Below are 15,759 nucleotides of genomic sequence, written 5' to 3' on the forward strand. Positions count from 1 at the left end.
CGCCGACGCACTGGACCACGGAGAAGGAGAAGCTCATGCGACCGCGCCTCGAACGCTATCAGGAGTTCCTGGAGCAGGAGTACCGATCCGGATTCACGAAGTCGGACGAGTACGACATCTCCGGGGTGTCGGAGGAGCTCGCGAAGAAGATGCGAGGCGGTCATTTCACCCGCATCGTCTTCAGCGGCATGGGCTGCTCGGCCATCGTGTCGGACGCGATCAGGGTCTTCTTCAACTCGATCAGAAACGATCTCGAGGTCCATGTCTTCAACGACTACGATTTCGCGTACCTGATACCGCGCTCGGTGATCGAGGACGACCGGACGCTCATCGTCCTGAGTTCGTACAGCGGCCACTCCAACGAGCCCGTCCTGGCCTTTCACGCGCTGAGCCCGATGCACCACCGGGTGCTGCTGCTCACCTCGGGTGGCCGGCTCGGCGAGCTCGGGGAGGAGCACGGTGTGTCCCTCGCGCGCTGGACCCTGGGCCGGCCGGACCGCGAGTACCCGCTGTTCCACGTCGGCCAGTACTTCTCGATCCTTGTCGACATGTTTTTGAAGCTCGGGCTCCTGGACAAGGACCACGGTCCGGAGGTCCGCGCCCTGGCCCAGGACCTGGAGACCGACTTCACCCCCGCTCTGCGCGAGTTGGCGGCCGACGCCGCTGTCCGGAGCGAGGACTCCAACATCATCATGATCGGCTCGCCCAAGTGGCACGAGAGCCTGCTGAAGCTCGCCAAGATGCATTTCAACGAGATCGCCATGGTGCCCGCGACGCGGAACTACTTCCACGAGTTCTGCCACAGCGAGGTGGCCACGCTGTCGGATCCCGTCCGCCGTCACAGCATCCTCATCTTCTCCGACCCGGAAGAGGACGACTACACCCGCGCCAAGCGCGAGAACCTGGTGTCGCTGCTGACCGCGCCGATCCCGCAGAACGGGAATGTCACCGTGACCGAGGTCGAGCTTGACCAGCCGACGTTCATTCGCCAGTACTTCACCGCTCTGGAGTTCGTCCAGTACCTGGTCCTGGACCTCGGAAAGGCGCGGGAGACGGCGTCCCGGAACCTCATCTCGGAGGCGGCGGGGAACCCCTGGTACCACGGCACCACGATCGAGGCGGAGAACACCGGCTGACCTATGCGCACATCCCGGGGATCGAAGGCAGCGGCCAAGGACAATGGAGGGATCGTGGCTATCCGTGGGCGTAGCACTCTCACGGCCTATCAGCAGGACATCTGGGCGGCGAATTCTCTCTTCCCCGACCTCCCGCAGTTCAACTGCTTCATCGTGGACCGTTTCACCGGCGAGGTCGACGTCGATCTGCTCAAGGAGTGCCTACGCCGAGCGGCAGACCGCAACGACGCGTTCCAGCTCCGCATCGACCCCGAGGACGGGACCCCGAGCCAGTGGGTCGAGCACGAGGCGTTCGACATTCCGACGATCGACCTGTCCGGAGCCGACGCGCCGCGTGCGGCCTGTGAGGCGTGGATCACCGACGCGTTCGATGTCGCGTTCGATGTGGAACGTCGCCGGCTGTTCGCGATCGCCGTGCTCAGAGAGCGCGAGGACACCGTCCACGCCTACGTCAAAGTGCACCACATCGTCGCGGACGCCTGGGGGCTGAACCTGTTCATGTCCCAGGTACGTGCCGAGTACGACCAGGTGCGGCGGACCGGGAAATTCGACGGCCGGCCCGCGCCGTCCTATCTGGACTTCGCCGAGGACGAGCGCCGCTACCGGGACTCGGCCGGCCACGAGCAGGACCGCGCGTTCTTCCAGGAGCGGTTGAAGGGCGTCGCCCCGGCCTTCTTCCGCCGCACCGCACCGGCCGGTTCCCGGTGGAGCGCCCGCCACAGCTTCCGGATCGAGCGCTCTCTCATCGAGCGCATACGGGAACGCGGCCATTCCGTCTTCGCGTTCGTCGCGAGCGCCTTCTCCGTCTATCTCTCCCGCATCCACGGCAGCGACGAGGTCGTTCTGGGCGTACCGCTGCTGAACCGGCCCACCGGCGGTCAGAAGCGCACCGTCGGGCACTTCGCCAACACACTGCCCTTGCGGGTGAACCCCCGCCAGGACCGCTCGATGAGCGAACTGGTCGCGGAGGTGCAGTCCGCCACCCGGGCGCTCAAGCCCCACGAGCGGTTCTCCCTCGGCGATCTGCTCCGCGCGGTCCCGCTCCAGGACAGCGGCCGCAAGCGACTGTTCGACACGACCATCGCCTACCTGCGCTGGCCGAGTCCGGCCGTCGTGCAGGGCGTGGCGTACGAGACCGTCGTGCAGGCCCGGGCCCATGACGACGACGTGCTGGCGGTCGTCGTGAACGAGCTGGACGACGTCAGTGACGTCCTCGTCGACATGGACTACGCCGTCGACGTCTTCGACGCGGACTTTCCCATCGAGTCGGTGGCCGTCCACCTGGAGGCGATCCTCAAGGGCGCACTCGACCGGCCGGACCGCCCCCTGGCGGAGATATCCATGGTCGGGGCCGCGGACCGAGCCGCCCTGCTGGCCGCGGGCAGCGGTCCGGTGACCGACTACACGCGGGACTCCACGGTCCACGCCCTCTTCGAGCGGCAGGCGGCCAGGACTCCGCACGCGGTGGCCGTCCTGGCGGAGGACCCTGCCGATTCGCTCACCTTCGCCCAGTTGGACGCCTGGGCGGACCACGTCGCACACCAGCTGGTGGGCGACGGCGTGGCCACCGGCGACCGGGTGGCCGTGGCGGTCGAGCGCGGCCCGCAACTCGTCGTCGCGGTGCTGGGGGCACTCAAGGCGGGCGCCGCGTACGTACCGGTCGACCCGGGCCATCCCCCGGAACGGGTCAGGTTCCTGCTGACCGACAGCGGGGCCAGGTCCCTCCTGCTGGGCACCGCGGTGTCCGGGACCGTGGTGGGCGGCACCGCACCGGTGCGCCGCCTCGAAGCGGCCCCGAGCGCCGCGCCCGAGCCGCTCGTGCCCGCAGGCGGCCCGCTGGATCTCGCGTACGTCATCTACACCTCGGGGTCCACGGGGCAGCCCAAGGGCGTGCAGGTCGAGCACCGGTCCGTGGTGAACCGGCTGGAGTGGATGCAGCGCCGCTATCCGGTCGGCCCCGGCGACGTCCTGCTGCAGAAGACACCGGCGACCTTCGACGTCTCGGTGTGGGAGCTGTTCTGGTGGTCGATCACCGGTGCCGGACTGGCACTCCTTGCGCCCGGGGGCGAACGCGATCCCCATGCCATCCTCACGACGATGCGGGAGCACCGGGTGAGCGTGGCCCACTTCGTGCCCTCGATGCTCGGCCCCTTCCTCGACCTGCTCGAAGAGGCCCCGGCGCTGCTCGGCGAGATCGCCTCCCTGCGGCTGGTCTTCTGCAGCGGTGAGGCGCTGACACCCGCACATGTGCACCGGTTCAACCAGGTCTTCGCGGCGGCCGGAACCGCGGCGCCGCAGCTCGTCAATCTCTACGGTCCGACCGAGGGGACCGTCGACGTCACGTACCACGACTGCCCGGCGGACCCGGCCGACGAACCGCGGCGCATACCGATCGGCCGGCCCATCGACAACATCCGGCTCTACGTGGTCGGTGCGCACGGCGACCTCCAGCCCACCGGCGCGCCCGGTGAGTTGTGCATCTCGGGCGTCGGCGTGGCACGCGGCTACCTGGGCCGGCCCGGTCCGGACGCCGCGGCGTTCGTCGACGACCCCTTCACCCCGGGCGAGCGGATGTACCGCACCGGGGACCGCGCGCGATGGCTCGCGGACGGCGCCCTCGAGTACCTGGGCAGGCTCGACGACCAGGTCAAGATCCGCGGGAACCGGGTGGAGCCCGGAGAGGTCCGCAACCATCTGACGGCCCTGGCCGGGGTCCGGGACGCGGTCGTGGTGGACCGGACCACACCCTCCCGGGGCACCCACCTGGTGGGCTACTGCGTGGTGGACGAGGGAGTGCGGCTCACCGATCTCCGGCCCCGGCTGCTGGAGACCCTGCCGGAGTTCATGGTTCCCGCGTTCTTCGTGAGGATCGACTCGATACCCCTCACGGCGAACGGGAAGGCCGACCGCAGCAGGCTGCCCGCCCCCGCCGTCGAGGCGGATGCCGCACCCGCGGCACCCGCCAACGAGGTCGAGGCGAAGATCGCGGCGGCCTGGGCGGCGGTGCTGGGCACCGAGGAGATCGGCGTCGACCAGGACTACTACTCCCTGGGCGGCGACTCGATCATGATGCTCCGCATCCAGGCCGAGGCACGCCGCGCGGGCGTCCACTTCACCCTCGCCGACATGGTCCGCAACCCCACCGTGGCGGCGCTCGCCGCCCGCGCGGCCACGTCGCCGACCGACGTGCGGGACGCACCGCCTGAGCCGTTCGCGCTGGTCTCCGGAGTCGACCGCGCCCGCATGGCGGGCCTGGCGGACGCCTACCCGGCGACCCGGCTGCACCTCGGCCTGCTCTACCACAGCCGGGAGCACGAGAGGACGGCCGTGTACCACGACGTCTTCCGCTACTCCCTCAGGACTGCCTGGAACGGGAGGGCGCTGCGCACCGCCTTCGACGACCTGGTACGACGCCACCCCGTGCTGCGCTCCGCGTTCGACCTCGGCGGGTTCTCCGAGCCCCTGCAGCTCGTGTACCGGGAGGCCGTCGGCGGGCTGGAGATCGCGGACCTGCGCGGTGTCGGCGGCCAGGAGGCGCAGGCCGAGATCGCCCGGCACATCGAGGAGCGGAGGTACCACGCGTACCGGCTGGACAGGCCGCCGCTCTACCTCTTCCGCGCGCACGTCCTGAACGACGACACCCTGGAGCTGGTGTTCAGCTTCCACCACGCGATACTGGACGGCTGGAGCGTCGCCACCCTCGTGCGCGAGCTGCTGCAGGACTACCTCCACCACGCCGGCCGTCCGGTCGAAGCCGTACCGTCCGGCCCCCTGCCGTCCCCCGCCCTCCATGTACGCGAGGAACGGCGGGCCCTCGCCTCCGACGAGACCAGGCGGTACTGGCAGCGGCTGCTCACCGGCGTCGAACTGGCCCAGATCGACGGACTGAGGCCCCACGAGCCCTCCGGCGTCGAGGGCGTCGTCCACCACCGGGTGGAACTGCCGGACGGCCTCGGCACCGGGCTGCGCCGCCTGGCGCGCACCCACGGCCTGCCCGTCAAGTCCCTGCTGCTCGCGGCCCACTGCCTGACCCTGCGGCTGTTCTCCGACACACAGGACATCGCCACCGGTCTCGTCACCGGCGGGCGGCCGGAGGAGGCCGGCGCCGAGAGGATCGCCGGGCTCTTCCTCGAGACGCTGCCGCTGCGCCTCGACACCCGGCCGCGCAGCTGGATCGACGCGGCGCGTGAGGTCTACCGGCAGGAGCAGGACAGCCACCCCCACCGCCACTATCCGCTCAGCGCCATCCAGGAGGACCGCGGCGGCGGCGTCCTCTTCGAGACGGCCTTCAACTATGTGAACCCGCACGTCCTCAGCTCGCTCTTCGAGGGCACCGGCATGGAGCTGACCGGCTTCAGGACGTGGGAGGAGACGAACTTCAAGATCCTGGTCAACGCGATCACCGACCCGGTGGACGAACGCCTCTGGCTGCGCATGGACTGCGACGGGCGCACCTTCTCACCATCGCAGGTGGAGGGCATCGCACGGACGTACCTGGCCGTCCTCCGGCGGATGACCGACCACCCAGGGGAGCCGGCCGATTTCGCCTTCCTGCGCGTTCCGCCGGCCGAGGCGGTGCTGCGGAGCGGCGCTGGGCCCCGCACCCCCGGGAAACCTCATCGGAACGTCGTAGAGCGCTTCGACGAGCACGTCGCGGCCGCCCCGGACGCGATCGCGGTCTCCTGCGGAACCCGGAAGTGGACGTACGCCCGGCTGCACGAGGCGGCGCATCGCATCGCCCAGGGCCTGATCGGCGCCGGAGCGCGGCCCGGATCGACCGTCGGCATCGCCATGGACCGCTCTCCCGAGACACTGGCCACCGTCCTGGGCGTCGCCAAGGCGGGCGCCACCTGTGTCCCGCTCGACGTGGGCTATCCGCCGGCCAGGCTCGCGGCGATGGTCGCGCAGGCCGATCCCGTGCGGATCCTCACGCACGAGGCGCACGCGCACCTCTTCGAGGACTCCTCGCGGCTGCTGTACGTCGCGGGCCTGCTCGCCGCGGAGCCGGCGCCCGGGAGCGCGCCCGAACTGCCGGAGATCGCGGGCGAAGCCGTCGCCTACCTCCTCTTCACCTCCGGATCCAGCGGGGAGCCCAAGGGCGTCGAACTCCCGCACCGCGTGCTCGCCAACTACCTGGAGTGGCAGATCCCCTCGGCCAGCGGAGCGGCCGGAGGCAGGACCCTCCAGTTCGCACCGCTCAGCTTCGACGTGGCGTTCCAGGAGATCTACTCCACCCTGTGCGGCGGCGGCACCCTGCAGCTGCTCGCCGAGGACGAGCGCAAGGACATGCCGGCCCTGCTGCGGCTCCTGGACCGCGAGGAGGTGGAGCGGGTCTTCATGCCCTACGTCGCGCTCCAGCAGCTCGCCGAGACGTCCCGGGCGCTCGGCATCCGGCCCGCCGCCCTGCGGGTGGTCATCTCGTCCGGAGAGCAGCTGAGGGTCACCGACGAGATCCGCCGGTTCTGTGCGGCGCGGCCGGACACGGTCCTGGAGAACCAGTACGGACCCACCGAGACCCACCTGCTCACCCATCACACCATGACCGGTGACCCGGCCCTCTTCCCCGATCTGCCGCCCGTCGGCGTACCCGTGGACGGCATCGAGCTGCACCTGCTCGACGGCCTGATGCGGCCGGTGCCGCCGGGCGCGAAGGGCGAGATCTACGTCGGAGGGGTGTGCCTGGCACACGGCTACCGCAACCGCCCCGACCTGACCGGGCAGCGGTTCGTCACCGACCCGTCCGGTGAGCCGGGCGCCCGTCTGTACCGCACGGGTGACCTCGCCAGGGTCATGCCCGACGGCAACCTCGTCTGGCTCGGCCGCGTCGACTCCCAGGTGAAGGTGCGCGGCTTCCGGGTCGAGCTGGCCGAGGTGGAACTCGCCCTCGGCAAGGTCGCCGAGGAGCAGGCCGCGTCCGGCGTCCGCGAGGTGGCGGTGGTGTCCCGGCACCGGGAGAGCGGAGACGCGTTCCTCGCGGCGTTCCTCGTCGGCGACCCCGGCGCCGTGGACCTGGAGGAGGTGCGCGGCCGGCTGCGCGCGGTGCTGCCCGACTACATGATGCCCGCGCACCTGGAGTGGCTGCCGAGCCTGCCCCTGACGCCCAGCGGCAAGCGGGACGACGCGCTGCTGCGCCGCATGCCGCTGGCCGTTCCGTCGTCGGACGCCACCCCGCCCGCCGACGATCACGAGAGGGCACTGGCGGGCATCCTGGCGGAACTGCTGGAACTGCCCGCGGTGGGCGTGCGGGACAACTTCTTCGACATCGGCGGCACCTCACTGACCGCGATGCGGCTGGTAATGACGATCGAGAGGCGCTACGGCGTCAACGTCCCGCTCGCCGCTTTCGTCGCCGCCCCGACCGTCGCCGGTCTGGCACAGCACCTGAAGGGCAGCGGCTCCGCGGCCCGGTTCGACCCCGTCGTACCGATCCGCACCGAGGGCGGCAAGCCGCCGCTGTTCCTGGTCCACCCGCTGGGCGGCCATGTGCTGTGCTATGTGCGCCTCGCCCGTCACCTGCCGCGGGACCAGCCCGTCTACGCGCTCCAGGCCTCGGGTACCGTGCCGGGCACCGAGCCCGTCGGCTCGATCCCCGAGATGGCGGCGGGCTACCTGGAAGCCGTGCGGCGCGTGCGCCCCGAAGGGCCCTACGTGATCGGAGGATGGTCCTTCGGCGGCTTCGTCGCCTTCGAGATGGCACGACAGCTGCGGCACAGCGACCCGGACGCCCTGCGCGGCACCGTGCTGATCGACCCGATCGCCGTCAGGCAGGGGGAGCGGCCCGACATCGCCGACCACTCGCTGCTGGAGTGGTTCTTCTGGGAGCTGCTGTGGATGGAGCGCGGCGGCGCCGCGCCGGTGGTCCCGCTGCCGGACGGCCTGGAGGAAGAGGCGAAGTTCGACTTCATCGTCGGACACGCCACACGGGAGGGCGTCCTGCCGGCGGGCAGCTCACGCACCACCGTGCGCCGCCTGTTCGAGATGTTCAGGGCGCACTGGCGGGCGATCCTCAGCTACCGGCCCGAACCGGTCGACGGGGACGTGGTCCTGCTCCGCGCGGCCTCGGAACTGCCCATGATCCTCCAGCCGATGCACGGGGCCGCGCAGAGCCTGCACAGGGACCCCGCCAACGGCTGGGGCGACCTGGCCACGGGAGGGCTCCAGGTGGTCGACGTCCCCGGTGACCACCTGGTGCTCCTGGAGGAACCGCAGGTGAACGTCGTCGCCGAGAAGGTGGCTCAGGTGATGGCGACCGCCCAACCGGCCCGGAGGCGGACGGCGAAGAAGAAGAGCAGGAGGCGGAAGTGACGCAGAACCCCCCGCGCAAGGCTCTGGTCATCGGAGCGGGCATCGGCGGCCTCGCAGCGGCCGCGACACTGCGCCGCGCAGGCGTCGAGGTGCAGGTGTTCGAGCGGGCCCCCGAGCTGCGACCGGGCACCACGGCGGTGTCGTTGATGTGCAACGCGGTCCTGGCACTGCGCACTCTCGACATCGACATCGCCCCGGGGCTCGCCAAGCGCGGCCAGGTCTTCGAGGAGCTCAGGTTCCTCACCCGGAGCGGCCGCCCGATCAGGGCCCTTCCGTTCGGTGAGGTCTCGGACCGGCTGGGTGCCTCGAACTACGCCGTGCACCGGGCCGACCTCCAGCAGACGCTGCTGGACGCGCTCGGGGACGAGGGCGTCATCGAGTTCGGTGCCACGGCGGCCGGGTTCGCCAACGGTGAGGACGGGGTCGAGGTCACCTTCGAGGACGGCAGGACCGCCTCGGGCGACCTCCTGATCGGGGCGGACGGCTTCAACTCGGCGATCCGCCGGCAGGTGGCGCACGCCGACGGACCGCGGCCCGGCAACTACGCGTGCTGGCTGGCCACGGTGCCGTTCGCGCACCCGCGGATGAGCAGGGGCTACGCAGCCCACTACTGGGGGCGGGGACAGCGCTTCGGCCTCGCCGACATCGGCGGCGGCCGCGCCTACTGGTGGGCGACGAAGAACGTGCCCCCGGGTGCGTCCGGACACCTGCGGCGCGGGAAGGCGGGGCTCGAGGGCCTCTTCGCGGGCTGGGCCGACGAGGTGCGGGAGGCGATCCGTACCACCCCCGAGGAGTCGATCGTCCGCATCACCGCCCAGGACCGCCCGTTCCTTCGGCGGTGGGGCACCGGGCGCATGACCCTGCTCGGCGACGCGGCCCACCCGATGCTCGTGAGTCTGGGCCAGGGGGCGGCGCTGGCCATCGAGGACGCCGTCGTCCTCGCCCAGCACCTGCGCGCGACGGCGGACCCGGTCGCGGCGCTGCGCGGCTACGAGGACGAGCGCCGGCCGCGAACGGAGGGACTGGTCGCCGCGGCCCGCGCGTTGAGCGAGACCGAGCAGTTGGAGGGCTTCCTTCCCGCCCTGGCGCGCGACCTCTACTTCCGGTTCGTGCCGCTGTCGAAGCTCACCGCCCAGAACGAAGGGGTCCTCACCTGGCCCCCGCGGAGCTGACCGGGCCCCGGGACCGCTCACGGCCGGCTCGCGGGCGGGCACGCTGCCCGCGCGGGCCGGCCGGCTCCGCACAGCGGATGCGAGGGGCGGCTGAGGCAGAACCCCGTGGGGTCGAGCACGACGACGCGGCGGCTCTCCGACTCGCTCAACCGGGCAGCGGGGCGCCGGTGAGGCGCTCGGTGACGAAGTCGGTGACGGCGGTGACGTTCTCGCCGAGGAAGAAGTGGCCGCCGGGGAACGTCCGCAGGGCGAAGGTGCCGGTGGTGTGCTCCTGCCAGGCGGCTGCCTCGTCGTGGGAGGTGCGGGGGTCGTCTGCGCCGGTGAGGACGGTGACGGGGCAGCGGACGGGCGGGGCGGGCGTGAAGTGGTAGTCGCCCAGGGCCCGGTAGTCGGCGCGCAGCGGCTCCAGGATCATCCTGAGCATCTCGCCGTCCCCCAGCAGCCGGGGGTCGGTGCCGCTCAGCTCCCGGATCTCGGCGAGCAGGCTGTCGTCGTCGCTCAGGTCGAGGTACTCGTCCCGGCGGCGGGACGGGGCGCGCCGCCCGGACAGGAAGAGCGCCACCGGTGAGGTGCCAAGTTCCCGCTCGAACCTCCGTGTCACCTCGAAGGCGAGGAGTGCCCCCATGCTGTGGCCGAAGAACGCCAGCGGGCGGTCCGCGAGGTGCCGCAGGCGGTCGAACAGGAGGTCCGCCAGGACGTGCAGATCGGTGACACACGGTTCATCGCGCCGGTCCTGGCGCCCCGGATACTGCAGGGCGAGGGCGTTGAAACGGTCCGATAGGGAAATGCAGAGGGGCCGGTAATAGCTGGCGGAACCACCTGCGTGGGGAAAGTGGACCAGCGGGAGCGCCTCTGCGGGACCCGGTCGGTAGTTGCGGATCCACCGGTCCGGCTCTGCGGCTGTCTCTGCATTCAACTCATTGCCCCTTCCGCTGTTGTGGCACTTGCGTCCCGCAGTGAAGTGTCCAGAGAATCGCAGTCGCCCGCCGCCGGTTCAACCCCGCATCCCGCCGGGCATTTCAAGTCGGGGGCGGTAGGGGGTGGTTAGGGGATTGTCCAGCCGCCGCGGAGCGGTGAACCCTTCTTGCGGAACCCGCAGCATCAGTGGAGAGAACGGATGGTCATGACAGGTGAAGGTCGGTCGGACCAGCTGGTGACCGCGCTCCGGAAGGTCACGCGGGACCTGCGCGATACCCGGCGGCGGCTTCAGTCGGAGGAGGAAAGGAACGGCGAGCCCATTGCCATCGTGGGAATGGGCTGCCGTTTTCCCGGGAATGTGGACTCTCCGGAAGCGCTGTGGGAGTTGGTGTCGTCGGGGAGGACGGCCGGCGGCCCGTTTCCCGTGGACCGGGGCTGGGACCTGGACGCGCTGTTCAGCGAGGGGCCGGACGGAAAGGCGGCCTCGTATGTGCGCGAGGGCGGGTTTCTCTATGATGCCGGATGGTTCGATGCCGCGTTCTTCGGGATATCTCCGCGCGAGGCCGTGACGATCGATCCGCAGCAGCGGCTTCTGCTGGAAGTCGCCTGGGAGTCCCTGGAAAGGGCCCGGATCTCCCCGCAGGCTCTGCGCGGCAGTGACGTCGGTGTCTTCGCCGGGGCCATGAACCAGGACTACGCCGTCCGGCTGCACGATTCCATGGAGGATTTCGAGGGTTTCCTGACCACCGGCAACACCGGCAGCGTGGTCTCCGGCCGGCTGTCCTACACCCTCGGGCTGGTCGGTCCGGCGGTCACCGTCGACACGGCCTGCTCCTCGTCGCTCGTGACCATGCACATGGCGGCCCGGTCGCTGCGCGCCCGGGAGTGCTCACTGGCCCTGGCGGGCGGGGTGACGGTGATGTCGATGCCCACGACGTTCACCGAGTTCTGCAGGCAGCGCAATCTCGCCCCCGACGGCCGGGCCAAGTCCTTCGCCGCCGCCGCGGACGGCACCGCGTGGGCCGAGGGCGTCGGCATGGTCGTGCTGGAGCGGCTGTCCGACGCCGAGCGCAACCGCCATCCCGTCCTGGCACTGATCCGCGGATCCGCGGTGAACCAGGACGGTGCCTCCAACGGCCTGTCCGCGCCGCACGGGCCCTCCCAGGAGCGGGTGATCTGGCAGGCCCTGCGTGACGCCCGGCTGCCGGCCGAGGAGATCGACGCGGTGGAGGGGCATGCGACGGGGACGCGGCTGGGTGATCCGATCGAGGCGCAGGCGCTGCTGGCGACGTACGGCCAGGGCCGGCCGGCCGAACGGCCGTTGTGGCTGGGGTCGCTGAAGTCGAACCTCGGGCATGCGCAGGCCGCCGCCGGCGTCGGTGGCGTGATCAAGATGGTGATGGCGCTGCGGCACGGCGTACTGCCGCGGACGCTGCACGTGGACGAGCCGACGCCGCAGGTGGACTGGTCGGCGGGTGGGGTGCGGTTGCTGACGGAGCGGCGGGACTGGCCCCGTACCGGCCGGCCGCGCCGGGCGGGCGTGTCCTCCTTCGGGGTCAGCGGCACCAACGCCCACCTCATCCTCGAAGAAGCGCCGCAGTCCCCTGCGCACGGCGGCGCCGGGGACCGTACGGACACCGGCGGGGCGCCGCTGCCGCTGGTCCTCTCGGGCCGTACCGCCGCCGCCGTCCGGGAGCAGGCCCGCAGACTGCACCGCCATCTGGCCGACCGCCCCGGCCTCGCACCCGCCGGGGTCGCCGGCTCGCTGGTGACGACCCGGAGCACGTTCGACCACCGGGCCGTCGTCCTCGGCACGGACCGGGCCGAACTGCTCGGCGGGCTGGACAGCGTCGTCCAGGGCGTTCCGGACGCGCGGGCGGTCACCGGCTGCGCCGTCGGCGGCCGGGACGTGGTCTTCGTCTTCCCCGGTCAGGGAGGCCAGTGGGCGGGCATGGCGCTGGAGCTGAGGGAGGAGTTCCCGGTCTTCGCCGAGACCCTGCACTCCTGCGCCGAGGCTCTCGCCGCGTACGTCGGCTGGTCCCTGCTGGACGTCCTGCGCGAGGCCGAGGGGGCGCCGGGCCTGGACCGGGTCGACGTGATCCAGCCCGTGCTGTTCGCGGTCACGGCCGCCCTGGCCGACCTGTGGCGTTCCCTGGGTGTCGAGCCGTCGGCCGTGGTGGGCAGCTCCCTGGGCGAGATCGCGGCCGCCTACACGGCCGGCGCGCTGTCGCTCGCGGACGCGACCAGGGTGGCGGTGCTGCGCAGCAGGGCCCTGCTGGCGCTGTCCGGGCGCAGCGGCATGGTGTCCGTCCCCCTGGGGCGGGCGCAGGTCGAGGAGCTGATCGCCGCCTGGCCGGAGCGGCTGTTCGTCTCCGGGGTCAACAGCCCGTCCCTCAGCGTGGTCTCCGGCGACAGCGAGGCGGTGGACGAGCTGCTGGCGGCCTGCGCCGGGCGGGGCATACGTGCCCGGCGCGTCGCCACCGACTGCGCCTCCCACTACCCCGCCGTCGAGGCCCTCGAAGAGCAGCTGCTGACGGACCTGGCGGACCTCGCGCCGAAGCCGGCGCGCATCGCCTTCCTGTCGACGGTCGCCGGGGAGCCGGCGGGGACCGAGACGGTCCCGGACGCCGCGTACTGGTACCGCAACACGCGCCGGACCGTCGAGTTCGGGCCGGTCGTCCAGCGGCTCGCCGCCACCGGGAGCAAGGTCTACCTGGAGATCAGCCCCCACCCGGTGCTGAAGACGGCGCTGTCGGAGATCGTGGAACACGGCGGCGGGGAGGCGGCGGTCCTCGGCACCCTGCGGCGCCACACGAGCGACCGGCGGGCCTTCCTCACCTCCCTGGCCACGGCCTACGCCAACGGTGTCGGCGTCGACTGGGCGGCGCTGCCCCGGCTGTCCGGCGCGCCGCAGGTCGACCTGCCCACGTACGCCTTCCAGCGCGAGCGCTACTGGCCCCGCCCGGCTGCCGCGCGGGACGGAGAAGGCGGACCGGCGGCGGGCGGGTCCGCGACGGCCGGCCGGGGGGCGGTGGACGCCCGCTTCTGGGAGGCCGTGGAGAAGGGGGACCTGGGCGGTCTCGGTCCCGGCCTGCGGTGCGACGACCGGACCCCGCTGGGGGAGGTCCTGCCGGAACTGGCCTCCTGGCACCGCCAGGGGCTCGAACAGGCCCGGGTGGACGGCTGGCGGTACGCCGAGCGCTGGCGGCCGCTCGCCCTCCCCGCCAGGAGGCCGCACGGCAGATGGCTGCTGGTCCACCCGGGCGGCACGGAGTCCGGCGCCACCGCGCAATGGGTGCGGGAGAGCCTGCGGGAGGCGGGCTGCCCGGTCCTGGACCTCCCCGCCGGCCCGGCGGAAGCCGACGCCTCGACGCTCACCGAGCGCCTGCGGGGGGCCTGTGCGGACGGGGGGCCGGAGCCGGCCGGAGTGGTGTCCCTGCTGGCCTTCGACGGGCGGTACGACACCGCGTGCCCCTCGGTGCCCCGGGGCACGGCGGCGACCCTCGCCCTCGTCCGGGCGCTCGGCGCCGCCGGGATCACCGCGCCCCTGTGGTGCCTGACGCAGGGCGCGGTCACCGCCGCGGCCGGCGACCCGCCCGGTGAGGTCGAACAGGCCCAGATCTGGGGCCTGGGCCGGGTGGTCGCGCTGGAGCACCCCGAACGCTGGGGCGGCCTCGTCGACCTGCCGGGCGTCCTCGATCCGCACGCAGGCACCCGGCTGTGCGCGGCCCTGGGCGGTGCGCCCGCGGACGAGGACCAGCTGGCGCTGCGTCCGGCCGGCGTCCTCGGACGCCGGCTCGTCCCGGACGGCGGCGTGCGCCCGGCCGCCGAGACCGCCCCCTGGCAGCCGTCCGGAACCGTCCTCGTCACCGGCGGTACCGGTGCGCTGGGCGCCCACGTCGCCCGCTGGGCCGCCGGCCGGGGAGCCGCCCATCTGCTGCTGGCCGGCAGGCGCGGGGCCGACGCGCCCGGCGCGGCCCGGCTCAGGGCCGACCTGGAGGCGATGGGCGCCACCGTGACCGTCGCCGCGTGCGATGTCGCCGACCGCCGGGCCGTACAGGAACTCCTCGACGGCATTGCGGACCGGCATCCGCTGACGGCGGTCTTCCACACCGCCGGAGTGCTCGACGACGGCATGACCGCCGACCTGGACACCGGGCGCCTGGAAACCGTCCTGGCGCCCAAGGCAGAGGGCGCCCGGCTGCTGGACGAGCTCACCCGCGGCACCGCGCTCTCGGCGTTCGTGCTGTTCTCCGGCTTCGCCGCCACGGTCGGCAGCAGCGGCCAGGCCGCCTACGCCGCCGCCAACGCGCACCTCGACGCCCTGGCCCGGCGGCGCAGGGCCGAGGGGCTGCCCGCCACCTCGATCGCCTGGGGGCCGTGGACCGGCGGCGGTCTGGTGGACGAGGGCATCGAGGAGCGCCTGTCGCGGCGCGGCCTGACCGCCCTGGAACCCCGGCTGGCCCTCCTGGCGCTGTCCGCGCTGCTGTCCGACGGCCCCGACGGCCCGGCGAACGTGGCGCTCGCCGATGTCGACTGGGGACGGTTCCTGCCCTCCTTCACCGCCTCCCGGCCGAGCCCCCTGCTGCGGGAGGTGGCCCGGTCCTCGCACCCGGCCCCCGGCGCGGCCGACGGGCGCGCCGGCGCTCCCGGCGGCGGGGCGGTGCCCACGCTGGCCGCACGCCTGCCGGGCCTCACCGCGGGTGAGCGGGACCGGCTGCTGCTCACGACGGTACGTGCCCAGGTGGCGAGCACCCTCGGCTATCCCGGGCCCGACGCGGTGTCCCCGCGGGAGCAGTTCAAGGAACTCGGGATCGACTCCCTCACCGCCCTCGAACTGCGCAACGGGCTGCAGGCGGTGGCCGGAGTCCCCCTCCCGGTCACGCTGGTCTTCGACCATCCGACGCCGGAGGCGGTCGCCGGTCATCTGAGCCGGACCCTCCTGGGTGACGGAGCGCACACCCCGTCGTCCCTGTTCACCGAGATCGACCGCCTCGGGTCGGCGCTCGGCTCCGCCGACCTCGACGAAGCCGAGCAGCGCCGAGTCGCGAGCCGGCTGCGGTCGCTGGCCGCCCGGTGGGACGCGGGCCCGGCGAACGGCGCCGGCGAGGTCGCACGGACGCTGGCGGACGCCGACCGGTCCGAGGTCCTCGCCTTCATCGACCGAGAGCTCGGCCTCTCGTAGCCAGTAACCCCGTCGTCGGCCATATTCCGGAGATGAGCAGGAC

General features: G+C 72.3%; 5 protein-coding genes. 4 read left to right on the plus strand and 1 reads right to left on the minus strand.

The window, feature by feature from the left end; translation table 11 throughout:
* Positions 1 to 35: 35 nt before the first annotated feature.
* The 3 genes from SCWH03_RS04860 to SCWH03_RS04870 are packed head-to-tail and all read left to right on the plus strand — an operon-like array spanning position 36 to position 9,613.
* The gene (locus SCWH03_RS04860; RefSeq protein WP_173262271.1) at positions 36 to 1,136 is read left to right on the plus strand and encodes an SIS domain-containing protein; all 1,101 of its coding nucleotides are present in this window, start codon (positions 36 to 38) and stop codon (positions 1,134 to 1,136) included.
* A 54-nt stretch (positions 1,137 to 1,190) separates the two neighbouring features.
* A complete protein-coding gene (locus SCWH03_RS04865) occupies positions 1,191 to 8,441 on the plus strand; it encodes a non-ribosomal peptide synthetase (protein ID WP_254076562.1) in 7,251 nt (2,416 codons plus the stop codon).
* The gene (locus SCWH03_RS04870) at positions 8,438 to 9,613 is read left to right on the plus strand and encodes an FAD-dependent monooxygenase (protein ID WP_173262277.1); all 1,176 of its coding nucleotides are present in this window, start codon (positions 8,438 to 8,440) and stop codon (positions 9,611 to 9,613) included. Before SCWH03_RS04865 ends, SCWH03_RS04870 begins: the two co-directional genes overlap by 4 nt.
* 145 nt (positions 9,614 to 9,758) lie before the next feature.
* On the opposite strand, the gene SCWH03_RS04875 is transcribed toward SCWH03_RS04870, so the two are convergent.
* Entirely contained in the window at positions 9,759 to 10,529 is a 771-nt protein-coding gene (locus SCWH03_RS04875) for a thioesterase II family protein (protein ID WP_254076563.1), read from the minus strand.
* Positions 10,530 to 10,736: 207 nt separating this feature from the next.
* Between SCWH03_RS04875 and SCWH03_RS04880 the strand changes: the two genes are divergently transcribed.
* A complete protein-coding gene (locus SCWH03_RS04880; protein WP_173262280.1) occupies positions 10,737 to 15,716 on the plus strand; it encodes a type I polyketide synthase in 4,980 nt (1,659 codons plus the stop codon).
* Positions 15,717 to 15,759 lie beyond the last annotated feature (43 nt).

Origin of the sequence: Streptomyces pacificus (genome assembly GCF_011766325.1) — a bacterium.
Lineage (GTDB): Bacteria > Actinomycetota > Actinomycetes > Streptomycetales > Streptomycetaceae > Streptomyces > Streptomyces pacificus.